At 74.1% G+C, this 22,756-nt stretch carries 16 protein-coding genes and 1 pseudogene; 11 read left to right on the top strand and 6 right to left on the bottom strand.

Features of this window, described 5'->3' with window-relative positions; genetic code table 11:
• Window positions 1-2: 2 nt before the first annotated feature.
• A complete protein-coding gene (locus ACZ619_RS06625; protein ID WP_469595281.1) occupies window positions 3-824 on the top strand; it encodes a sulfurtransferase in 822 nt (273 codons plus the stop codon).
• 610 nt (window positions 825-1,434) lie between these two features.
• Here ACZ619_RS06625 and ACZ619_RS06620 read toward each other — a convergent pair.
• Window positions 1,435-2,967, bottom strand: coding sequence for a hypothetical protein (locus ACZ619_RS06620; protein WP_469594951.1), 1,533 nt, complete (start codon window positions 2,965-2,967; stop codon window positions 1,435-1,437).
• Between the two features lie 598 nt (window positions 2,968-3,565).
• On the opposite strand from ACZ619_RS06620, the gene ACZ619_RS06615 reads away from it, so the two are divergent.
• Entirely contained in the window at window positions 3,566-3,952 is a 387-nt protein-coding gene (locus ACZ619_RS06615; protein WP_469594948.1) for a hypothetical protein, read from the top strand.
• A gap of 350 nt (window positions 3,953-4,302) precedes the next feature.
• Here the strand turns inward: ACZ619_RS06615 and ACZ619_RS06610 are convergent, their stop codons facing one another.
• A complete protein-coding gene (locus ACZ619_RS06610; RefSeq protein WP_469594946.1) occupies window positions 4,303-5,151 on the bottom strand; it encodes an alpha/beta hydrolase in 849 nt (282 codons plus the stop codon).
• Window positions 5,152-5,368: 217 nt separating this feature from the next.
• On the opposite strand from ACZ619_RS06610, the gene ACZ619_RS06605 reads away from it, so the two are divergent.
• From ACZ619_RS06605 to ACZ619_RS06595, 3 genes are all read left to right on the top strand, one after another.
• Window positions 5,369-5,935 carry a formyltetrahydrofolate deformylase gene (locus tag ACZ619_RS06605; protein WP_469594943.1) on the top strand — a complete coding sequence of 189 codons (567 nt, stop codon included), beginning with the start codon at window positions 5,369-5,371 and terminating at the stop codon, window positions 5,933-5,935.
• A 295-nt stretch (window positions 5,936-6,230) separates the two neighbouring features.
• Window positions 6,231-7,091 (top strand): bifunctional 5,10-methylenetetrahydrofolate dehydrogenase/5,10-methenyltetrahydrofolate cyclohydrolase, encoded by an 861-nt coding sequence (locus ACZ619_RS06600; protein WP_469594941.1) that lies wholly within the window; start codon window positions 6,231-6,233, stop codon window positions 7,089-7,091.
• Window positions 7,092-7,107: 16 nt separating this feature from the next.
• A complete protein-coding gene (locus ACZ619_RS06595; protein ID WP_469594938.1) occupies window positions 7,108-7,386 on the top strand; it encodes a hypothetical protein in 279 nt (92 codons plus the stop codon).
• Window positions 7,387-7,532: 146 nt separating this feature from the next.
• Here the strand turns inward: ACZ619_RS06595 and ACZ619_RS06590 are convergent, their stop codons facing one another.
• The gene (locus ACZ619_RS06590) at window positions 7,533-8,117 is read right to left on the bottom strand and encodes a GlcG/HbpS family heme-binding protein (protein ID WP_469594935.1); all 585 of its coding nucleotides are present in this window, start codon (window positions 8,115-8,117) and stop codon (window positions 7,533-7,535) included.
• A 301-nt stretch (window positions 8,118-8,418) separates the two neighbouring features.
• Between ACZ619_RS06590 and ACZ619_RS06585 the strand changes: the two genes are divergently transcribed.
• Both ACZ619_RS06585 and ACZ619_RS06580 read left to right on the top strand, forming a co-directional pair.
• Window positions 8,419-9,681 (top strand): sensor histidine kinase, encoded by a 1,263-nt coding sequence (locus ACZ619_RS06585; RefSeq protein WP_469594932.1) that lies wholly within the window; start codon window positions 8,419-8,421, stop codon window positions 9,679-9,681.
• Window positions 9,678-10,322 carry a response regulator gene (locus ACZ619_RS06580; RefSeq protein WP_469594930.1) on the top strand — a complete coding sequence of 215 codons (645 nt, stop codon included), beginning with the start codon at window positions 9,678-9,680 and terminating at the stop codon, window positions 10,320-10,322. Before ACZ619_RS06585 ends, ACZ619_RS06580 begins: the two co-directional genes overlap by 4 nt.
• 20 nt (window positions 10,323-10,342) lie before the next feature.
• Here ACZ619_RS06580 and ACZ619_RS06575 read toward each other — a convergent pair whose 3' ends face one another.
• Window positions 10,343-12,136, bottom strand: coding sequence for a serine/threonine-protein kinase (locus tag ACZ619_RS06575; protein WP_469594928.1), 1,794 nt, complete (start codon window positions 12,134-12,136; stop codon window positions 10,343-10,345).
• 233 nt (window positions 12,137-12,369) lie between these two features.
• On the opposite strand from ACZ619_RS06575, the gene ACZ619_RS06570 reads away from it, so the two are divergent.
• From ACZ619_RS06570 to ACZ619_RS06560, 3 genes are read left to right on the top strand one after another with little or no spacing between them, the layout of a single operon-like run.
• Complete coding sequence (locus tag ACZ619_RS06570) at window positions 12,370-17,889, top strand: glutamate synthase-related protein (RefSeq protein WP_469594927.1); 5,520 nt, start codon at window positions 12,370-12,372, stop codon at window positions 17,887-17,889.
• 5 nt (window positions 17,890-17,894) lie between these two features.
• Window positions 17,895-19,646, top strand: a complete 1,752-nt coding sequence (locus tag ACZ619_RS06565; RefSeq protein WP_469595278.1) for a sulfite reductase subunit alpha — start codon at window positions 17,895-17,897, stop codon at window positions 19,644-19,646.
• 2 nt (window positions 19,647-19,648) lie between these two features.
• Entirely contained in the window at window positions 19,649-20,548 is a 900-nt protein-coding gene (locus ACZ619_RS06560) for a hypothetical protein (protein WP_469594926.1), read from the top strand.
• Between the two features lie 211 nt (window positions 20,549-20,759).
• On the opposite strand, the gene ACZ619_RS06555 is transcribed toward ACZ619_RS06560, so the two are convergent.
• Both ACZ619_RS06555 and ACZ619_RS06550 read right to left on the bottom strand, forming a co-directional pair.
• A complete protein-coding gene (locus tag ACZ619_RS06555; protein WP_469594924.1) occupies window positions 20,760-21,866 on the bottom strand; it encodes an MFS transporter in 1,107 nt (368 codons plus the stop codon).
• 62 nt (window positions 21,867-21,928) lie between these two features.
• Window positions 21,929-22,084 (bottom strand): annotated as a pseudogene (locus ACZ619_RS06550) (hypothetical protein); the annotation flags it as partial.
• Here ACZ619_RS06550 and ACZ619_RS06545 point away from each other — a divergent pair.
• Window positions 22,065-22,676, top strand: a complete 612-nt coding sequence (locus ACZ619_RS06545; RefSeq protein WP_469594922.1) for a CocE/NonD family hydrolase C-terminal non-catalytic domain-containing protein — start codon at window positions 22,065-22,067, stop codon at window positions 22,674-22,676. The pseudogene ACZ619_RS06550 and the gene ACZ619_RS06545 overlap by 20 nt on opposite strands.
• Window positions 22,677-22,756: the final 80 nt, after the last annotated feature.

Raw genomic sequence — 22,756 nt, 5'->3', positions numbered from 1 at the left:
CGATGCTCCACTCGTGCTCTGCGGGCGGGCCGCGTCCCGCGTCCCGCGCCGTCCTCCATGTCTTCTGCACGAGGTTCGATGCGGGGTGCGGGCGGTCGGTTCGCGGCGGACCACAGAAAAATATCCGCGGCCCCCACCGCGAGCCGTCACGACACGTCCCGCGGTCCGCCGGTCACGGATCTCTGGCCGGGTCCGTGTCGGTGCGGGCCGCGCCGACGGCGAGGCCGGGAAGGCTTCGGGTTGGGCGGCCGCGCGGGCGTGAAGGGGCTCACCCAGCCCGTGGCCGCCGGCTGGGTGGACGTGACGGCTCTCCACCTCGCAAGCGCCGACGTCCTCCCTGCCGCCGGTGTCCGGGGCCGCGCAACGGAACGGGCGGGGTCGTCCAGGATTTTCCGCCGGCCGGACCCGGGTGGGCGGCAGCGGGTGGTCAGCCGTGCCGGTGGCGGACGCCGGGATGGTCCTCGGGCAGCCGTGTGCGCCCGGCGCGGTGGGTGTGCGCGCTGGGGCCGGCCCACTTCGATGGCACCACCCCCACCCGTTACACCAGGCGTGGCCGTATCCCCGCCAGCGGCAGCCTGCCCGCCCACGACGCGACCGCTCCCGACGGACGCGTACTGACCGGCGACGCGCTGATGTCGTACGCCCGGCGTCCGCGGCGAGCTCATCACGACGGTCCGATCGTCATCTGCTGCGGCGGAGGAATCTCCGCCTCCCTCACCGCACTTGCCCTCACCCTGGCAGGGGTCGGGCAAGTCGCCCTTTATGACGGTTCGTTGGAGGAGTGGACGCCTGACGCACAGCTCCCGGTCCTCACCGGTCGGTGAAGCCGGGATGAACCGGCCTGGCCGAGCCGGGACGACAGGGCCGGGCTGAGCAGGGGAGCGGGACCGAGTTCGGGATGCTGCCCCAGGCCGTGTGGGTGGGCCGGGGCGTCGTTGAAGGCGCCGCGGTGTCGAGCCCCCAACTCGGCTGTCCTCAAGCTGAGGTGATGTTTCGGGGGCTCCGAGTGCAATCGGGCACTTCGAGTGCAAATGGCCGTGCGTGGGGCTACGTTTGACGGTTCGGTGAGTTCTGTGACGAGGGAACAGCCGTGCTGGAGATCGATGCCCTGTTGGGCCGATCCATGCCTGCAGTCACCGCTGCGGTGAGATCAAGGCTGCCCTGCGGGCGCACCAGACCCGTACGTGAGCCTTCTCGACGGCCTGCGAGGCCGGCGCGATGTACAAGGACGACTACGACACCGCCTCCGGGCCTGCGGGGTGACAGGGCGGAGACGTCGACAGCGATGCGAGACCGGCGAGGAGGAGGTGGTGAAGCAGGTACGGTCGGATCCGGCGGCATCGGCGGGTCCCTCCCCGGAGGAGACGGAAGCACCGCCGATGCTTCTCGGCTGTCTGCCTGCGCGGCCGGATGACGCCACATCACCCGTCCGAACTAGCTCCGTCCGGCCGGCCGGAGGTGGCTCTCGGCGAAGCTGCGCAGTTCTTCGCGGGTTCGTGCGGGGTCGGTCGCGGCCTCGGTGGCACGGCCTCTGGGGAGGTAGCGGACGCCGTCGATCTCGCAGATCAGCGGCCCCACGCCGGTGTTGAGCACCAGGGCCTCGCCGACCGGAGCGGGACCGCCGACGGTGCGGCGTCCACTGCCGCGGGATCGGGAGATCGGCTGGAGGAACAGCGGCGCCGTCACCTCGCCGCCCTCCGGCCGGAACAGGACCAGCGCCATCTCGCCGGGATCCCGGCACAGACGGACGTAGCGCATGGGCTGCCATGTGTCCTTCCCGGCTTCCGAACGCGCGGCACGCAGTACCGGACCGCACAGGGCGGAGCGGTCGGTCGCGACCCAGCCGATCCGGGCGAGGGACGCGATGCCGACCGTGCCGAACACGAGGAGGCGCCAGTGCCCCAGGTGGAAGTGGTCCTCGAGGACGGCGGCGGAGGAGAACCCCAGGGAGTACCAGGCGTTGGTGCCGAGGGTGGTGGTCAGCACCCAGATGCGCGGCGACACGGACGTGCGGCCGGAGCCGCGGCGCGGCGGGGTCACCCGGGGGCCCGGGCGATGGCGATCGCCGTGCCGGGCCGCGGCAGCGAGGCTCGCGTGGCTCAGGTCGTCGTCAAGGACGGGCCACCTGTCCTCGCCCGACTCGCCGCCCGCGGCCGCCTGCGGGGGGATCGACGGCCGGGCCCGGCGAGCCAGCCGGACGCGTCGGGCGCAGGCCAGCGGGTTGACCAGCAACGCACCGCCCAGGCCGAGAAGGCCGAGGCCGCCTCCGAGCACGGCTGCCGCGCTCAGGGCGGTTCGCGTGTTCACGGCCTCGCCCAGGAAGGGCCAGGGCAGGGCGGTGATCCGGATGCGGTCGCCGGAGCGGACGGCTGTCGTGTCGCAGTCCACAGCCGCCCGTTGTGAGCCGCCGTCCCAGCCGACGGTGCAGCTTTCGTCGTCCCGGTCCACACGGACGACCTCGGCGGCGGTGTGCTTCCCCAGCAGGGCGACGTCCGCGGTGGCCAGGCCCACGAACAGGGACGCCGCGAGGGCGAGTACCGCCCATGGCGGTGCGGCCGGCAGGAGAAGCCGTCGGGCGGGCGCGGAAACCGGGCGGGTCCGTTCGCCCAGCCAGGCGCCGAGGGTCCGCGCATCGTGCGTGGCCAGGCGCAGCCGCAGCACCTGGCCTTCGGGTGTGCGGTAGCGCAGGTCGGCCTTCTCGAAGGGGGGCCGGCCGTTGGTGGAGACTGTCGCGTCCAGGGCCTCGCCACCGCGTGGGAGGGCGGTGACGTTCCCGGAACGGTCCAGGAAGACGGGCCCGTCGAGGCGTGGGTCGACCAGCAGTCGGCCCTTGTGACCGTCGAATCGGCAGCGGAAGTGCACGGCCCGGCCCGCGGCAAGGCCGCGCCGCCTGGTTGCCGCCGCCCACCGGGCCAGCCCGGCTATGACCAAGGGCATCACCACGAGCCCCACAAAGCTGGCGATCATCGGTTCCGTCGTCTCCTCCGCTGCGCGTGATCGCAGAAGCGTACGAGGGCTGCCAGGGGCCCTGGCCCGGGGGTGCCCTCGGGCCTGCCTGGATGCTTCGACACCACACTGGAGAGGGTCTGGTTGCTCCGAGCGACCCCGACGACGATCAACGAAAACGTCGATAGCCGAGAGTCGAGTGACGAGGACCACGGAGGACTTCAAGTCCAGTGAGACGGTCGTGACGCTGTGAGATGTGCGGTCGCGGACCTTCCCTGCGGTCCCGAAGGGGACGGAGGGCCGGTGTTCGTGGTCGTCGTCGAACTCGGCATCCTCAGCGAAGCGGACACCGGCAACTTCGTCAGGAAGCGACAGCCGGCGCCGCGGCCAGCACCCTTGCCCCAAGCGTCGCTTCGAAACGGACATCAACTCACGAACCGTCCACTAAGGGCGCAAGAATTTCACAAGGTCCATGGCGCACCGTTCTGTCTGCAACACGGAACGCCGCCGAGTGGAGCCACCGGCGAGTTCGGCGTTCGCAGCACGGGACGAGCCGGGCCTGCGGCCTCACCGCTCGTCCCACCCCACCGTGACATCTCTTCAACAGAAAGAGGCGACCATGCGCATGCCATTCCCCAAGCGGACTCTCGCCATGGCGTTCGCCATGGCTGCCGGCGCGGCCTTCTTCTCCGCGGCACCCGCCAGCGCCACCAGCTACAACGGCTGCGTGCACCCGCGCGTCTGCTTCTACCTCACCGACAGCGACTGGAGTGCGGGCTCGCCCACCGCCGCGTACCAGGACATCACCAGCTATTACCAGACCCTCGGCTCGAAGAGTAAGGGCGCCAACTACGTGTACAACACCCGCAACACCGACCTGGCCTACCTGAGGTACACCTACGGCGGCAGCACGTACTACACCTGCCTGGCGCCGAACGAAGGGGTCTACTTCTCCTCTTCCTTCACGGTGACCGGCATCGAGATCCAGGACGACTCCACCTGCTGACAACCGCGCGCGCCGCGTGGGCCCCATCGCCGGGAGGGGCCCACATGTGCGCTGTGATGGCACCGGCGGGTCTCGGGGGGCGTGAGGTGGCGTCAGTCGGGACGCCTGCGCAGGCGCCTGCGGTTGTGGCGAGCGGTTCGGCGCGTCCCGCACGGTCGTGCGCGGTGTTCTCGCTCGGACGGAGGCAAACGGGTCCTTCTTGAGCGTGTCCGATGCAGGCACGGTTGCGGGCGGGGGCGGTCGAGCGGACCTTCGCCCGGCCGCACGGCTTCCGCCGCCTACCCCTCGGTTGGGAACGCCGATCCGACATGGGTGCGGCTCGGACGGAGTGATCGGTCGGGCAGGTTTCGTCAGGTCGTGGGTGAGCGCCATAGCCAGCGGAGCGCGTCGGGGAGCAGGACTCCGCCGTGGTTGGGGCTGTGGCCACCGTCGCCGAGGACGAGACGGACGTCGTAGCCCGCTTCCGCGAGAGCGGCTGCCACACGCAGATTGCCGGCGAGCCAGTTCCTTTCGGGTCCGTTCCAGTTGAGGTCGCGGTGGGCTGCCTGCATGAAGATGCGCAGCGGCTTGCGGGGGGCGTCGGGGATCAGGGCAGGGTAGGGGTTCCCGTTCGGCATCTGCGTGAAGCTGGAGAGGTAGCAGATGACTCGCCGGAACCTGTCCGGGCGCATCCACGCGGCCGTGAAGGCGCAGTTGCCGCCGCTGCTGCCACCGCAGATGCCCCAGCGGTCGGCGTCCTCGGCGATCGTGTAGCGCCGTGTGACCTGGGGGATGATCTCGGTCAGGAGGAAGGTGACGTAGCGGTCGTCGAACGCGTCGTACTCGGCGTTGCGGTTCTTCGGCCGTTCGGCGTTCTCGAGGACGCCCGGGTCGACGAAGACGCCGATGGTGACCGGGATCTCGCCGCGGTGCACGAGGTTGTCCAGCACGATGGCGCCGCGGACCTCCCCGTTCGGGTCCAGGTACCACCATCCGTCCTGGAACACCATCAGCGACGCGGGTTCGGAGGGGTCGTACCGCGCGGGCACATGGACCCAGTACCGCCTCGTGGTGCCGGGGTAGACCGTGCTCTCGCACCAGTCGAACTCCAAGGTCGAGCCGGTGGGGACACCCGGCTGGACATCCGAATCGGGTCCGTAGGCGTAGCGAACGTCTTGCTGGTCGACGGGGAGCGGACGAAAGGGCAGCTCGATGGTCACGCCCGCACCCTAGAGACGCTGTCCGATCGCCTCAAAGGGATTGTGTGCGGTTGGCCCGGATCGAAGGCCGCGATCACGAGGTGAGGGCGTACGTTCGCTGTTCGGGGTCGGGCAGCGGCGTTCGTGCTCGCGGGCGGCACGGTTGTGCCAGGACGGCTTCGGCTCCGGGAAGGCCCCAGGGGGCGCCGGTGATGTCGGGCCGTCGGCGATCGGGTAGGTGCCCCAACGGGTCGCGATCTTCGCCTCCCGGTCCGACCACTGCCTGCTCGACCTGCTCTGGCGGCACCGGCAGGGCCAACTCCCCGTCACCGTCGCCATGGTGATCTCCAACCACCCCGACCTGGCCGAGGAGGTGCGCGGCTTCGGTATCCCGTACTTCCACGTGCCCTGCCAGGGAGCGGACAAGTCGGCCGTCGAGGCGGAGCACCTGCGGCTGCTCACGGGCAACGTCGACTTCGTCGTCCTCGCCCGCTACACGCAGATCCTCTCCGGCGACTTCATCGAACGGGTCGGCGTCCCCGTCATCAACATCCACCACTCCTTCCTGCCCGCCTTCATCGGCGCCGGCCCCTGCGCCAAGGCCGAGGAACGCGGCGTCAAGCTGGTCGGGGCCACCGCCCACTACGTCACCGAGGACCTCGACGAGGGCCCGATCACCGAGCAGGACGTCGTCCGCGTCACCCACGCCGACACCGCCGCCGACCTCACCCGGCGCGGCGCGGCGCGGACGTGGAACGCGCCGTGCTCTCCCGCGCCGTGCTCTGGCACGCCGAGGACCGGGTGATCCGGTCCAGGAACCACACCATCGTCTTCGCCTGACAGCACTCCGCCCGACGGAGCACGACACCACGACGCCACGACGCCACGGCACCACGGCACCTTCGGCGTCCCGAACGCCCGGCGCTCCGCCCCCGGCCCGGCGCCCCCACCATCGCCCTGGCCCCTGGCCCCTGGCCCCTGGCCCCTGGTCCCTGGTCCCTGGCGGCCCGACCGGCCTGGCTCTTCGCGGTCCGGCCGGCCCCGGTATCCCGTGTGGCCGGGCGGTTCGTCCCTCACGACAAGAAGGCGGTTCCGCCACCATGACCAGCACCATCGACGGCACCGGGATCGCCCGGCGCATCCGTGCCCAGGTCGGCGCGGAGGTCTCCGCGCCGACCGGGCCGGGCCGCGTACCCGGCCTCGCCACCCTGCTCGTCGGCGACGACCCGGCCAGCGCCGTCTACGTCGCCGCCAAACGGCGCGCCGTCAGGGAGGTCGGCATGCGCGACTTCCACCGTCACCTGCCCGCGCACGCCACCCAGCACGACGTGGCCGCCGCCATCGACGCCTTCGCCGCCGACCCGGAGGTCTCCGGCATCCTCCTCCAACTGCCGCTGCCCCGGCGGCTGGAGGCCGCCGAGCTGATCGACCGCATCCCCGTCACCAAGGACGTCGACGGCCTCACCACCGCCAGCGCCGGGCTGCTCGCCCGCGGCGAGCGCGGCCTGCGCCCCTGCACGCCCATGGGCGTCATCGAACTCCTCGACTCCGAGGGCGTCGTGCTGCGGGGCGCCCATGTCGCCGTCGTCGGCTGGGGCGCACTCGTGGGCAGACCCCTGGCCCAACTGCTGCTGCAACGCGGGGCGACCGTGTCCGTCGCGCACGAGCACACCACCGACCTCGCGTCCGTCACCCGACCCGCCGACATCGTCGCCGCCACCGGGGTCCGCGGGCTCATCGGGCCCGAGCACGTCCGCCGGGGCGCCGTCGTTGTCGACGCCGGTATCCACCGCACCCCGTCCGGCCTGCGCGGCGACGTCCGCTCCGCCGAACTCGACGGCATCGCCGACCGCGTCACCCCCGTTCCGGGCGGCGTGGGACCCATGACCATCGCCATGCTCGTGCTCAACACCCTGCGCGCGGCCCGCCGGCAGGCCGAACCCCGGACCGTGGCCGCGTAGCGGGACAGCGGGAGGCGTGCAACGGTTCGCGCCCGTCGCGCCGTTCGGGGACCGCCCGGCCACCGGGCTCACGGACGTCACCGACGATCCCGCGGCGCTCGACTCCGAGGACTTCTGGGCCGTGGCGGCCGGCTTCGAGGGCCGGCTGACCTGCGCCCGCTTCCACGACGTCCGCCGCGTCGGTACCCGCGGCCCGCGGCCCGCGGCCCGCGGCCCGGTGCCGGTGCCGGTGCCGCTGCAGGGCCGGCTCGCTCGACCGCGCCGCCTGCACCGAGGGGGTCACCCGCATCCGTGAGCGCATCGGCGCCCGCAGGCCCGGCCGACCGTACGCCGGACAGGCACCCAACCGTCTGCCCGCCGGACGGTGCGGGCCGAGCCGCTTGCCCGTCCGACGGTGCGGGCCGGATCGTCGGACGGTGTCGGCCGGGCCGGCGGCCCGTGTCAGCGGCGGGTGAGGGCGTTCGCGCCCGCCTGTGCGAACTTCTCGTCCTGGGTGCCGGACGGGGCACCCGCGACCCCGATGCCGGCGACCGGCGCGTCGCGCACGTCGACCGGGACACCGCCCGCGAGGAACAGGGTGCCGGGGATGTCCTTGAGGTTCGGGGCGTCCGCGAGCCGCCCGGACAGTTCGGAGGTCGCCGCGTTCCACGACACCGCCGTGAACGCCTTGCGCTCGGCGGACTCGTAGGACTGCGGGCCCGCGCCGTCACCGCGCAGGGTGACGATCGTGTTGCCGTTGCGGTCCACCACGGCGACCGTCACCCGCTGCCCCTCCTTCTCCGCCGCGTCCAGCGCCGCGCGGGCCGCCCTGAGCGCGGCGTCGACGCTCAGGTGGGTGGAGGTGGAGGTGGAGGTGGAGGTGGAGGTGGTGGTGGCGGACGCGGACACCGCGGCGGCCGGTGCGGAGGCGTTCGCGGACGACACCGTGCCGAAGCCCGCGAGGGCGACGGCGGCGAGCACGGCGGCTCCGGCGGTGACGCGGGCACGGCGGGAGAACTTCTTGTGTGCGGGCTTGTCGGCCTTCATGGGGTCCACTCCTCGGCTGGGCGGGCGGCCTGCTGCCGTCCCGCTTCGTCTGCTCTCCACCCTCGGGCCGCCCGAGGGCCCGGACGGTCGGCGCTACGGCTGCTTGAGGCGAGCGCGTCGGACGATGCCCGGGTCATCCGATCGGTTGACGGGCCAGGCCGCCGGCCGTGGTCACAATGGAGTGTGTCTGCCCAGTTCAGCGGCGTTCCGTGGGACCGGGCCAGCGCGCCGGGAGCGGGACAGAGCAGAACAGAACAGAACAGAGCAGAACAGAGCGAAGCGGAGAGGAGGCGGGCGGCGGATGCGTGACGTGCCGGACGGGACGGACGCCGGGGACGGCCGGTGGCTCGGCGCGGTGATGCACACCGCGTTCTTCCTGCTGCTCGGCGGCGCGCTCGCCCGGTTCCTGCTGCGCCACCCCGGCGAACCCCGCACCCCGTGGATCATCGCGCTGAGCGTCGTGCTCGCGGTGCTGCACCTCCTGGGACCCGGGAGCGGACGCGCCGGGGGCCGCCGCCGCGCGGCCTGGCTCGCGCTGGTCGTGGCCGTGTGGATGGTGCTGGTCGTCCTGGCACCGAGCTTCGCCTGGTGCGCCGTACCACTCCTGTACACCGGCCTGCGCACCCTGCCCGCGCGCGCCGCGCTCGCGCTGGTGGCCGTCCTGACGGCGTTCGTCGTGGCCGCGCAACTGCGGCTGGCCGGCCGCTTCGACCCGAACCTGCTCCTCGCGCCGCCCGCCGTCGCGGCCCTCGCCACCGCCGTCTTCCTACAGGGCGAACGGCACACCGCGCGCCAGCGCGCGCTCATCGCCGACCTGATCCGCACCCGGCGCGACCTGGCCGCCTCGGAACGCCGTGCGGGCACCCTGGCCGAACGCCAGCGGCTGGCCATGGAGATCCACGACACCCTCGCCCAGGGCCTGTCCAGCCAGCGGATGCTCCTCCAGGCGGCGGACCGGGTCTGGGACGCGGAGCCGGACAAGGCGCGGGCCCATGTCCGCACCGCCGCCTCGGTCGCGGAGCACAACCTCACCGAGGCCCGGCGCTTCGTCCACGACCTCGCCCCGGCCGACCTCGCCCACGGCGGCCTCGGCGAGGCGCTGCGCACCCTGGCCGAACGGGAGTCCGGACCCCGGCTCGCGGTACGCGTCCACGTCGACGCCGACGGCCGGCTCGGCCGCCTCCCGGACCGCGTCCAGGGCGCCCTGCTGCGCATCGCCCAGGGCGCCCTGGCCAACGTCCGCGAGCACGCCGGCGCGCGGAGCGCGGCGCTGACCCTCACCCTCCTCGACGACCAGGTCGTCCTCGACGTCTCCGACGACGGCACCGGATTCGACGACGGCACCGGATTCGACGACCGCACCGGGTTCGACGACGGCACCGGGTTCGACGACCGCACCGGGTTCGACCCCGCGGCGCGGACCGCGGCCCCCGACGGCACGCGCGGGTACGGACTGCCCGCCATGCGGGCCCGGCTGCGCGCGCTCGGCGGCACCCTGACCGTCGAGTCCACCCCCGGCGAGGGCACCGTCGTGTCCGCCGCCGTCCCCCTGGAGGCCCCGTGACCACCCCCGACCGAGCCGCCGTCCGCATCCTGGTCTGCGACGACCACGCCGTCGTACGCGCCGGACTGCTCGCGCTCCTGGAGAGCACCCCGGACATCCGGGTCGTCGGCGAGGCCGGCACCGGTGAGGAGGCGCTCGCCCTGGCGGCCAGGCTCACCCCGGACGTGGTGCTGATGGACCTGCAACTGGGGGACGGCATCGACGGCGTCGAGACCACCCGCCGCCTCACCGCCGGCCCCGCCGCCGCACCCCGTGTGCTGGTCCTGACCACCTACGACACCGACGCCGACATCACCCGCGCGATCGAGGCCGGCGCCACCGGATACCTGCTCAAGGCGGAACGCCCCGACGAGCTGTTCGCGGCGATCCAGGCCGCCGCCGAGGGCCGGACCGTCCTGTCCGCGCCGGTGGCCGGCCGGGTCATGGCCGGTCTGCGCAGCCCCCGCCCCACCCTCACCGGCCGCGAGCGCGAGATCCTGGCCCAGCTCGCCCGCGGTATCGGCAACCGGGAGATCGCCCGCGCCCTGTACATCAGCGAGGCCACGGTCAAGACCCACCTGCGCCGCATCTACGACAAGCTCGGCGTGGACACCCGCGCGGGCGCCGTGGCGGTGGCCAAGGAACAGCGCCTGCTGCTGTGAACGCGCGGGCGTGCCGCCCCTCAGCCGACGCGGTCGAGCCGCGAGGGCGACCCCGCCGTCTGGCTGCCCTCGTCGCCGAGGGTCAGGGCGTCGGCCCCGGACCTGGTCAGCGTGTAGACGTTGCCCGCACTGCACACCACGCCCGCCGAAGGGTCCGTGGGGGTGCTGGTGGCGGCCTGGAAGACCATCGACGTCCCGTGCGCCTCCGCCAGCCGCAGCGTCTCGGTGCACCCGATGTCGGCGCCGCTGTCCGCCTCGGTGACCCGGCTGATCTGCCGGCCGACGATCTGTCCTTGTGCCGCCGCGTGCAGGACGACGGTCACGGACACGCCCGTCGTACGGGCGTTGAACACGCCGTCGCCCGCGGTGCTGCCGGGGCCGGTGCCCTTCCAGGTGCCGACCCAGGAGGCGGGCAGCGCGTCCACCGCCGTCGTCGTGGACGAGGCGGGGGTCGACGGCGCGGAGGTGCGGTCCGCTGCCCGGTCGCCGCCGTCTCCGTCCCCGTCCGCCCACACCGCCACGGCGACGGCCGCCGCGACCGCCAGCACCGCCGCGGCCACGACCGCGGCCCGGGACCGCCCCGGCCCCCGCGCGGCGGCCGGCGAAGGCGGGGCGCCCACGGGCCCGGCCCCCGTGCCGCTCCCCGCCCCCGTGCCACTCCAGGCCGGGACGGCGTGCGGCGGCACGGCGGACGGCGGGAGGTACGGCGGCGGGAGGTGCGGCGGCGGGAGGTGCGGCGGCGGTCCGAACCCCGTCGCCTCGGCCGGAACCGGCGGCGCCACGACGGTGACCGGCGAGGCGGTGTCCGGCGCGGCGCCGACTGGCCCGGAGGTGACTGGCGAGGCGGTGTCCGGCGCCGCACCGACTGGCTCGGCGGTCCCGGCGGTCGTGGCGGACCCCGGCGCGTCGAGCCATCCGCGCAGCTCGGTCTCCCGCGCCGCGAGGTCCTGCGCCAGGCCGGGGACGAGCGCGGCGGCCCAGTCCGCGAAGCCGGAGCCGGAGTCGGACCCGAGCCGCTCCAGCAACTCCCGCGCGGTGGGCCGGGACCCGGGCGACTTGTCCAGGCAGGCCGCCAGCACCGCCGCGAGCGGGCCCGGTACGTCGTCGAGCACGGGCTCCTCGTGCGCGATCCGGTAGAGCAGCTGGGCGGCGGAGGGTTCCTCCCCGCGGCGCAGGAAGGGCCCCTGTCCGGTGGCCGCGTACACCAGGACCGCGGCGAGAGAGAAGATGTCGCCGGGCTCCGCCGCGGCCCCGCCGGTGACCTGTTCGGGTGCCATGTACCCGGGGGAGCCGATGACCCCGCCCGTGCGGGTGTGCCGGGTGTCGTCGGCGGCGCGGGCGATGCCGAAGTCGATGAGCAGCGGACGGCGGCGGGCGAGCAGCACGTTGGACGGCTTCACGTCCCGGTGCGCCAGCCCCGCCCGGTGCACGGCCCCGAGCCCCTCGGCGAGTTCCGCCGCCAGCGCACGGACGGCGCTCCCGGGCAGCGGGCCGTGCCGCGCCACCCAGTCGGCCAGGGTCGGTGCCGGGACGTACTCCGTGGCCAGCCACTGCGGCCGCTGTCCCGGCGCGCTGTAGTCGACGACCGCGACCGTCCACGGGGAGCGGACCTGGTCGCTGCTGGCGATCTCGCGGGCGAACCGCTCCTCGAAGCCGGGGTCCTGGCCGAACTCGCCGCGTACCGTCTTCAGCGCGAGCGGCCGGCCGGAGGCCGTGCGGGAGAGGAAGACCTGCCCCATGCCGCCGGCCCCGAGCCGGGCCAGCAGCGGATAGCCGCCGACGGCGGGCGGGTCCGTCGGGTCGGGACTCCTCATGAACGTCTCCGGGCGTGGGTCGGCCTGCGGTGATCTATTCATATCAGCTTGGGTAGTTCGGTCACGGCCCGGGCGGATACGCGCAGGGAGCATACTTGCGGTTAAGTTAGGTAAGCCTTACCGTACTCAATCGCACCACTCGGGGCCCGGCCGTCTCACCGGCCCGCCCGCGGCGAGCGCTTCACCGACGCAGCCTGGCCGTCCGCCGTCGGAACCCGCTCACAGGACCGCACTTGAACCATTCCGCCTTCGGTCTCCACGACCCCGCCCGTGAACACAGCGACTGCGGCGTCGGCTTCATCACCCGCCTCGACGGGACGCCCGGTCATGACGTCATCCGCAAGGGAGACGAGGCGCTGCGCGCCATCCCGCACCGCGGCGGCGCGGCCGCCGAGGGCGTCGGCGACGGCGCGGGCGTGAGCGTCGACCTGTCGGTGGAGTTCTTCCGCGCGATCACCGGCCTGCCGCTGCGCGCCGGGCACTTCGGCGTCGCCAACTGCTTCGTCCCCACCGACACCGCCCGCCGTGCCGACGCCGTGCGCCTCGTCGGCCGCAGCATCGCCGAGCAGGGCTTCGAGACCGTGGCCGTACGGGACGTCCCCGTGGACCACGGCGCGGCCCGCCCCGCCGCCGAGCGGTATCAACTGCCCATCGTCCAGTGGGTGTTCCGCGCCCCAGACACCTGGTCGCGCGCCGACGTCGACGCGGCCGCCCACCGCGCCCTGCTCGCGGTCGAGGCCGTCGCCTACGCCGACGACACCCACGCCGGCCTGTACCCCCTGTCCCTGAGCGCACGGACCCAGGTGCTCAAGGGACGCCTCAACTCCCTCGAGGTCATCGGCTACTTCCGCGACCTCGGCGACCCCCGGCACTCGGTCCGGACCCTGTACTTCCACACCCGGTTCTCCACCAACACCGAACCGCACCCGACCATGGCCCAGCCGTTCCGGCTCATGGCGCACAACGGCGAACTCAACACCGACCGCAAGAACCGCCTCTCCGACGAGGCGCTCGCCCGCGCCCGCACCCGCAGCATCGTCCGCCCGCCGGGCCAGTCCGACTCCAGCCGCCTCGACCAGACCCTGCAGAGCCGGGTCTTCGACGACGGCCTGGACCTCGTCGAGGCCGTCGTCTCCCTGATGCCGCCCGCCTGGGAGAACGACCGCACCCTGCCCGCCGCCGTCCGCGACATGCTGGAGTACTTCTCCCTGTACGAGGAGAAGAACGACGGCCCGGCCGCGGTCGTCTTCAGCGACGGCGACGTCGTCGGCGCCCGGCTGGACCGGCTCGGCCTGCGCCCCCTGCGCACCGTCGAGACCGCCGAGTACCTCATGGTCGCCTCGGAGGCGGGCCAGGTCGCCTTCTCCGACGACGAGGTCGTGCACCGGGGCCGGATCGAGGCCGGCGGCATGCTCGTCGTCGACCACCGCACCGGCCGCCGGATGCGCACCCGCGAGATCCTGGACGCCCTCGCCGCCCGCCGTCCGTACTCCGAACTCCTCGGCGCGGCCCGGGTCCACCTCGACGACCTGCCCGCCCCCGGCTACCGGCGCACCACGACCACCCTCGGCTACGACGGCGACCTCACCCTCGCCGGCCGCTACGTGGCCTACTCGCTGAACCAGGAGAGCTTCCGGTTCATGCTCGACCCCATGCTCGCCAGCGGGTCCGAGCGGATCTCGGCGATGGGCTACGGCAACGCCATCAACGCGCTCAGCGACACCGAGGGCGGCATGGCCAAGTACTTCTCGCAGCGCTTCGCCCAGGTCACCAACCCGCCGCTGGACAGCATCCGCGAGGCCGACGGCATGAGCATGCGCGTCGCGCTCGGCCCCAGGCCCGAGGGCACCGGCAACACCGACGGCCGCCGGCTCGTGGTCTCCTCGCCCGTGCTCGGCCACCTCGACATGGTCCGGCTGCGCGACCAGCGGATCGTGCCGCTGGAACGCTTCGCCATGCTCTACGAACCGGTCCCCGGCGACGAGAAGGCCAACGCCGACGCCCTGCGCGGCGCGCTCGGGCGGCTCTGCGACGACGTCGAGCGGTTCGCCGGCGAGCACGGCGGCATCGCGCTCCTCACCGACCGGGCCGTCTCCTCCGCCCGCGCCCCGCTGCCGGTGATCCTCGCCGTCGCCGCCGTCAACCAGCGCCTCATCGAGACCGGACTGCGGCTGCGCGTCTCGCTCGTCGCGGAGAGCGGCCAGCTGGCCTCCTCGCACCACGTGGCGACCGCGCTGGGCTTCGGCGCCTCGGCCGTCTACAGCCTCAGCGCCCGGCTGCGCGCCGAGGAGAAGTACCCGAGCGCACCGGCGCCCGCGGGCGAGACGACCGACACCGACCGGGCACTGGCCCGCTTCCGCAAGGCCGCCGAGAAGGCCCTCGCCAAGACCATGGGCCGGGTCGGCCTGTGCACCGCCGAGAGCTACATCGGCGGCGAGTTCTTCGAACCGAACTACCTCGACACCCGCGACGACGTGTTCGCCCGGATCTTCCCGCACATGGCGGCCCCGGTCGGCGGCGTCGGCTTCGCCCGCATCGCGCAGGCCGCGACGGACTGGCACGAGCGGGCCCGCACGGTCACCACCGAGCAGCAGATCCCGCTGCTCGGCCTGTTCAAGGAGCGGTCGGACGGCGCCGGGCACTCGTTCGGCGTCACCGCCGTGCGCGGCTTCGGCGACATGACCGAGGAACGACCCGAGTTCGGCCACGAGGACGACCCGGACGCGCTGCGGCTGCTCACCCTCGGCCAGCTCGACGACGCCTTCGGCATCACCGACGCCGCCTACCGCGACACGGGCTACGACGCGCTCGGCGACGCCGAGATCGACGCGTTCCGGATCACCCCCGGGTACCGCGCCTTCCTGCGGACCACGCACGAGGAGCGCTCGCGCCGCCCCGCCGCGCTCCGCGACGTGCTCGCGCTGCCCGCCGACGTGAGCGCACTGCGCACCCCCGCGGAGTTCGCCCGCGAGCTCGGCCGGTTCTCCACCACCGGCAACGCGAGCGTCACCGTCCGCGGGGTGGCCGCGACCGCCGCCGCCGACGGCGCCGTCCGCCTGCGCCTCACCGCGCCGGGCCCCGATCCCGCCGCCCGCCACGCCGCCCTCGCCGACGGCCTCGCCCTCGCCCACCCCGGCGAGGTCGAGACCCTCGAAGCGGGCCCCGACGGCGTCCTCGTCCTGGCCACCGGCACCGCCGCCCGCCTCCTGGCCCTCCTCGACGGCGCCCCCGACAGCGTCCCCCTCGATGAGGTGCAGCCCGCGCACCTGATCACCCGCGCGCTGGCCTCCGGCGCGATGAGCCACGGCGCGCTGGTCGCGACCGCGCACGAGGCCGTCGCGCACGGCACCAACATGGTCGGCGCCCTGTCCAACAGCGGCGAGGGCGGCGAGCACCACTCCCGGTACGGCACCATCCGCGGCTCCCGGATCAAGCAGTTCGCGTCCGGCCGGTTCGGCATCTGGGCGGGCTACCTCGCCGACCCCATGCTCCAGGAGCTGGAGATCAAGATCGGCCAGGGCGCCAAGCCGGGCGAGGGCGGCCAGCTGCCCGCCCCGAAGGTCACCGTCGACATCGCGGCGGCGCGCGGCGGCACCCCGGGCATCGAGCTGATCTCACCGCCGCCGCACCACGACACCTACTCCATCGAGGACCTCGCCCAGCTCATCCACGACTGCAAGGCCGCCCGGGTGCGCGTGGTCGTGAAGCTGGTGTCCTCGGAGGGCATCGGCACCATCGCGGTCGGCGTCGCCAAGGCCGGCGCCGACGTCATCAACGTCGCCGGGAACACCGGCGGCACCGGCGCCGCGGCCGTCACCAGCCTCAAGTACGCGGGCCGGTCGGCGGAGATCGGCGTCGCCGAGGTGCACCAGGCCCTCCTCGCCAACGGCCTGCGCCAGAAGGTCGTCCTGCGCTGCTCCGGCGCGCACCAGACCGGCGGCGACGTCGTCACCTCCGCGCTGCTCGGCGGCGACAGCTTCGAGTTCGGCACCACCGCGCTCATGATGCTCGGCTGCGTCATGGCGAAGAACTGCAACGTGAAGTGCCCCGCCGGACTCACCACCAACGCCGAGGCCTTCGAGGGCGACCCCCGCGCCCTCGCCCAGTACCTCCTCAACATCGCCCACGACGTCCGCCACATCCTCGCCCGCCTCGGCCTGCGCTCCCTGCGCGAGGCCCGGGGCCGCACCGACCTGCTCCAGCTCCTGGACCACCCGGCGAGCGTCGGCCGCCTCGACGTCCGCCGTCTGCTCGCCCGCGTGCCCGAGAAGACGGTGGCGGACCCGCGATACCTGGAGAAGGACTTCACCACCGACGACGCCCTGATCGAACGGGTCCGGGCCGCGCTCCTCGACCGCCGCGAGCCGTCCGTCCTGGTCACCGGCGTCCGCCTCGGCAACAGCGACAAGTCGGTCGGCGGACAGCTCGGCATCGACGTGGAGCGCCTCCTCAACCACGGGCCGGACGACCTCACGGGCGTGCCCGCCGTCACGACCGACGACCGCGGCCGCCGCCGTCTCGTCGACGACGCCGTACGGGTGCGCACCACCGGCTCCGCCGGCCAGTCCTACGGCGTCTTCTGCAACGACGGCATCACCCTCGAACACACCGGCACCGCCAACGACGGCGTCGGCAAGAGCCAGAGCGGCGGCCGGATCGTCGTCCGCGCCCCCGGCGGCGGCAGCGCCGAGCACGGTGGCAACGTGCTCGTCGGCAACTTCGCGCTGTTCGGCGCGACCGGCGGCCGGACCTTCGTGCAGGGCGAGGCCGGTGACCGGTTCGCCGTCCGCAACTCCGGCGCCACCGCCGTGGTCGAGGGCATCGGCGACTTCGGCTGCGAGTACATGACCGGCGGCACCGTGCTCAACCTCGGCGGCTTCGGCAAGGGCCTGGGCAACGGCATGAGCGGCGGGTTCCTGTACCAGTACGACCCGACGGGCGAGCTGCCCGGCCGGGTCAGCGCCGACTCGCTCCTGGTGTTCCCGGTCACCGACACCGGGCACGGCGCCTTCCACGAGGAGGCCGTACGCTCCCTTTTGACCTGGCACCACGAGGCGACCGGATCCCCGCGCGCGGCCCGGCTGCTGGCGGACTGGGAGTCCGAACGGCGCCACGTGTACTGCGGGATGCCCCGCGCCCTGCTGCTCTACCAGGACGCCGGGGAGATCCTCGCCGCGGCCACCCGGACCGAACTCCTCGACGAACTGGCCACCTCCATCGCCACGGACAAGCTGCGCGCGTTCAAGGTCGACTACCGCGAGGGGCGCACCGTGCTCGACGGACGCGCCCCGGCCTTCGGCGACCAGGGCGGCGACGACATGTTCTCCCTGCTGTCGTCGTACACCGTGCTCGGCGTCGCACAGGACCTCGCCCTCCGGCGGGTGCCCGGCGCGAGCGGCCCGGACGACCCCAGGGTCGCCGCGGCCGTCCGCAACCTCGTGCTCACCGAGGACTTCTTCGTCAAACAGCGGGTGGTGAAGTACCTGCGCGGCACCCTGGAGCGGTTCGACGACGGCGAACTGGCCACGCTCATCGCCGTCAAGCGCCTCGACGACTACAAGCGCGCCCTCGCACAGCGCAACAACCTCAGCGTGGACGCGCCCGGCACCTACGGCTGGATCGTCCACCAGAACACCAGGAACGCCGGCCGTGTGCGCGCCGCCCGGTTCGACGAGCTGCTCGCCACCGCGGCGCTCGCCGACATCGCGGGCCGCCGCACCCCGCAGGCCCCGACCGAGGCGGTGACCGCGTGACCCTCATGCCCCCGACCGGATCCCTCATCCCCGCCGACGCCCCGTTCTCCGCCCAACAGGAGTCCTGGCTCGCCGGGTTCATCGCCGGCATCGCGGCCGCCGGCCGCCGGGACGCGGCGGCCGGCGACCCGCCCGGGGCGACCGTCGAGATCCTCTTCGGCACCCAGACCGGCAACGCCGAGTACCTCGCGGGCGAACTCGTCGCAGGCGCCCGCGCCCGCGGCCTCGGCGCGACCGCCACCGAGCTCGACGCCGTCACACCCGAGCGGCTCGCCGCCATGTCCCACGTCCTCGTCGTCGTCTCCACCTACGGCGAGGGCGAACTCCCCGACAACGCGGGGCTGTTCTGGGAGGCGCTCCAGGCCGACGCGGCACCCCGCCTGGAGGGCGTGCGGTACGCGGTTCTCGGGCTCGGCGACCGGGGCTACGACGACTTCTGCCGGGCCGCCAAGCTCATCGACACCCGCCTGGAGCAGCTCGGGGCGGTCCGGCTGCACGAACGCGTCGACTGCGACGTCGACTTCGAGGACCCCGCGGCGCGCTGGACGGCCGCCGTCCTGGACCGCCTCGGCGCCGAGACCGGAGCCGCGCCGGGGGAGCGGTCCGGCACGACGGCCGCCACGACGGCCCCCCGGCCGGCCCGCTCCCGGTGGAACCGGCGCACCCCGTACCGCTCCCGCCTCGCGGTGAACCGGCTGCTGTCGGCGCCGGGCAGCGCCAAGGAGGTCCGCCACTACGAGTTCGACCTCGGCGACAGCGGCATCACCTACGAGGCCGGCGACGCGCTCGCCGTCGTACCGGTGAACGACGACGCCGTCGTCGGCGCGCTCCTGGCGCGGCTGCGGGCGAGCGGCGAGGAGGACGTCGACGGGGTTCCGCTCGCCGAAGTGCTGCGCACCGGACGGGAGATCCGCATCCCGTCCAGGGAACTGGTCGCCGACCTCGCCGGGCGGGCGCCGGAGAGCGAACTGGCCTCGGTCCTCGCGCACGGCGACCGCTTCGAGCTCGACTCCTGGCTCCGGGGCCGTGACCTGCTCGACCTGCTCGGGGACGCCGGGTCCGCCGCCCCGGGACTTGCCGAACTGCTGCCGCTGCTGCGGCCGTTGCAGGCACGGCAGTACTCCGTCTCGTCGAGCCCGCTCGCCCACCCGGGCCGCGTCCACCTCACCGTCGCGTCCGTCCGGTACGGCACCGGCGGGCGCCGTCACGGGGGCGTCGCGTCGACGTACCTCGCCGACCGTGCCGGCGAGGGCACCGCCGTGGGCATCTACCCGCAGCCGAACGCCTCCTTCGGCGTCCCGGCGGACGACGGCGCCCCGATGGTGATGATCGGCCCCGGTACGGGCATCGCGCCGTTCCGCGGCTTCCTGCACGAGCGCGCCGCGCGCGGCGCCACCGGACGCAACTGGCTGTTCTTCGGCGACCGGCACCGCGCCACGGACTTCGTCTACGAGGACGAGCTGACCGCCTTCCGGGACCGCGGCGTGCTCACCGAACTGGACCTCGCGTTCTCCCGCGACCAGAGCGAGAAGGTGTACGTCCAGACGCGGATGCGGGAGCGGGCGCGCGAGCTGTACGGCTGGCTGGAGGACGGCGCCCATGTCTACGTCTGCGGCGACGCCTCCCGGATGGCCAAGGACGTCGAGGCCGCCCTGCTGGACGTCGTCGCCGGACAGCGCGGACGCGGGGACGACGACGCCGCCGAGTACCTGGCGGAGCTGCGCCGGGCCAAGCGCTACGTACGGGACGTGTACTGAGGATGACCCATCACGATGGCTGCGCGTTCGAGGGCTGCTGCGGCCGGCGCGGGCGCAGCGCACGGCTGATCGACGCGCGGATGCCGGAGCTGGCGCGCTGCCTGACCCTCTTCCAGTACGTCCAGGCGGTCACCGGAGGCCCGGTCGCCCGGATCGACCAGGCCGGCAGCTACGCGGTGCCGAGCCTGCGCGGCGAGGCGTTCGCCGTCCGCCCGGGCGCCATCGCGCTGCGCCTGGACGCCGACGGTGTCGCCTCGGCGCTGGTCGCCCGCGACGAGGGCACCGGCTCGGTCGCCGTACGCCTGCTGGATCCGGCGGGCCGGACCGTGCACCAGGGCCGGCTGCTCTCCGAGGGGGACCGGCTGCTGGCCGGCCTCGCCGGCACGGTCGACGCGGGCGCGCCGGCCGCCCGGCAGGCCCCGGCGCCCGGGGTACCCGCGTGGGAGAACGGCGACCAGCTCGCCCAGTTCGACGCGATCCTCACGGACGGCGGCCGGGCCCGGCGCGGGGCGTTCGACCGGTACCGCGGCGAGCACCGGCCGATCGACCCCGACGTGGTGCCCGCGGTCCTCGACCACGTCTGCTCGGTCGGCCTGCCGGTCGGCGTCGCGGTGTTCGCCCCGGCCGCCCTCCAGGCCTGCGGCGGCCGGGTGCACGTCACCGACCGCACCGTCGGCGGCCGGGTGTTCGCGGCGGTCGCGCAGAGCTCGGTGGAGATCGACCTGGCCGGCGTCCGGTCCTGCCACCTGGTCCGCTCCACCGCGGCCCACGGCCCGACCTCGACCCTCGAACTCGACGACGAGGACGGCAACTGCGTCGCCGCCGTCACCCAGTTCGGCATCGTCGGCGAGGACGTCCACACGGCGTGGGAACACCTGGCGGCGTCCCTGCCCGACGCCTAGCGAGGGTCCCGCTGGCCGGTCCGGAGGGCGACGGCGCGAAGCCGGCCGTGCGGGGGTGTCGGCGGGTGGTCCCGGGGGAGGGGCGCATGGTCCCGGGGGAGCGGGGGCGTCGCCCGTGACCGCGGTGCCGTTCGCCGCACCGGGTGGCCGGGCCCCGACCGGGGACGCGGTCACCGCTGTCCGTGAGGGCCGCGGCCGTCTCCGGGACCCGTCACGCGGCGGGTGCCGGCTCCGGGCTGTCGTCGGTGGTGCCGGTGAGCCGCGGTGCGGCCGGCTCGTGCGCGGCGGCGCCGTGCGGGCGGGTTCCGGTCATGCCGAAGGCGGCCAGGGCCGCCGCGACCGCGGCCGCGATCCCGCAGACCAGGAACGCGGTGCCGAAGCCGCTGCCCAGGGCGTCGAGGGCCAGCCCGTGCGCGGCGGACCCGGCGGCGCCGGACGGCAGGCCGTTGACGGCGATCGGGCCGCCGGCCTCGGCCACAGCCCGCGCCGCCGCCGACTGGCCGGCCGGCAGCCCCGCGCCGGACAGGTGCGCCGTGAACGCCGACCCCGCCCGGCTCAGGGCGACGGCGCTGACCACGACCGGGCCGAGGGCGAAGCCGAGGTCGCGCAGCATGTTGGTGGTGGCGCTGGCCATGCCCGCCAGCTTCAGGGGCACGCTGTTCAGCGCCACGGCCGTGACGGGGCTGACGGTCAGGGCGAACCCGATGCCGATGAGCAGCGCGGGCACCGCGAACGCGCCGAGCCCCGGGTCGGTGACGTCCAGCCGGGTGCACAGCAGGCAGCCGACCGCGATGAGAGCGAGTCCGCAGGTCAGCAGCGTGGCCGGGGCGACCCGGTGCAGGAGGCGCGAGACGGCCGGGATGAGCACGAAGGCCGGACCCTGGAGCAGCAGGAACGGCACCGCCACCCGCATCGGGTCCTGGTGCTGAACGGGGCCCAGCCACATGCTGGTCGCGAAGCAGGCGCCGAGGAAGGCCAGCATGCCGATCACCGCGACGACGGACACCACGGCGAACGCCCGGTTGCGGAACAGCGTGAGGTCCAGGATCGGGGACTCGGCCCGCAGCTCCACCACGACGAACCCGGCGAGGAGACAGGCGCCGACGGCGAACGCGGCCAGGACGAGCGGGGTCGTCCACCCCGACTCCGGCCCTCGACGGCGCCGTACAGCACCAGGACGAGGCCGAGGGCGAAGGTGATCTGGCCGGGTACGTCGAACCGGCGGCCCTCGGGCGCCGTGGACTCCGTGGCCAGGACCAGGGTGAGCACCATGCTGACCAGCGCGAGCCCGACCAGTACCCAGAAGGAACCGCGCCACGAGCCGATCCTCGCGAACATGCCGCCGAGCAGCGGGGAGACCGCGGCGCCCGCGGACAGGAACCCGCTCCAGACCGCCACCGCGTGCGCCCGCTGCCGGGGGCCGCTGGTGACGGCGGTGACCGCGGTCAGCGACCCCGGGAACATGGCGCCCGCGCCCAGTCCGTTGAGCGCGGCGCCGATCCACAGCACCTGGACGGTGGGCGCCAGCGCGGCCACGGCGCTGCCCACGGCGACCAGGACCGTGCCGGCCGCGACTGCGGGTCCCGATGCGCGACGGCGTCGAACTCGCCGTCGACGCCTACCACGGCGTCGGCCCGCCGAACTGATCGGCACCGGCGCCGCCCACCTGTTCGCCGAGATCGACCAGGACGACACCAACTTCATCCTGCGCCTGTGGGACGAGGCCCCCGGCGGCACCCGCCGGCTGATCACCACCGGCTACCTCAAGGCCTCCCACCGCGAACTGGACGAGGAGCGCACCACCGAGGGCAACCCGTACCACCCCCACACCCGTGCCGTACCGGTGGAACCCGGCAGGATCGAGGAGTACGTGCTGCGCCTGTACCCCTTCGCGGCCACCCTCCGGCAGGGCCACCGCCTGGTCGCGGAGCTCTCCAACGACGAACCCCTGGCCGACGCGCACAACGCGCTGCTCCCGCCGGACGCCTTCCACCTGCCCGTGGGCCGCCCCGTCACCCACAAGATCTACCGCGACGCCGCCCACCCCTCCCGCCTGGTCCTGCCGTTCACGAAGGCCGGTCCCGAGGACCGGTCCCGAGGGCCGGTCCCGCCGACCCGGTCCGGCTGACCCGCCGCGCCCACAGCGCGCACTCGGCACCCGTTCGGCGTAGCGTGTGGGAGCGCGGCGGCAGTGAGAGGCGTGCGCGG

It is taken from the genome of Streptomyces sp. NPDC104367, from assembly GCF_055583825.1.
This window is presented reverse-complemented; position numbering and strand designations above follow the sequence as displayed.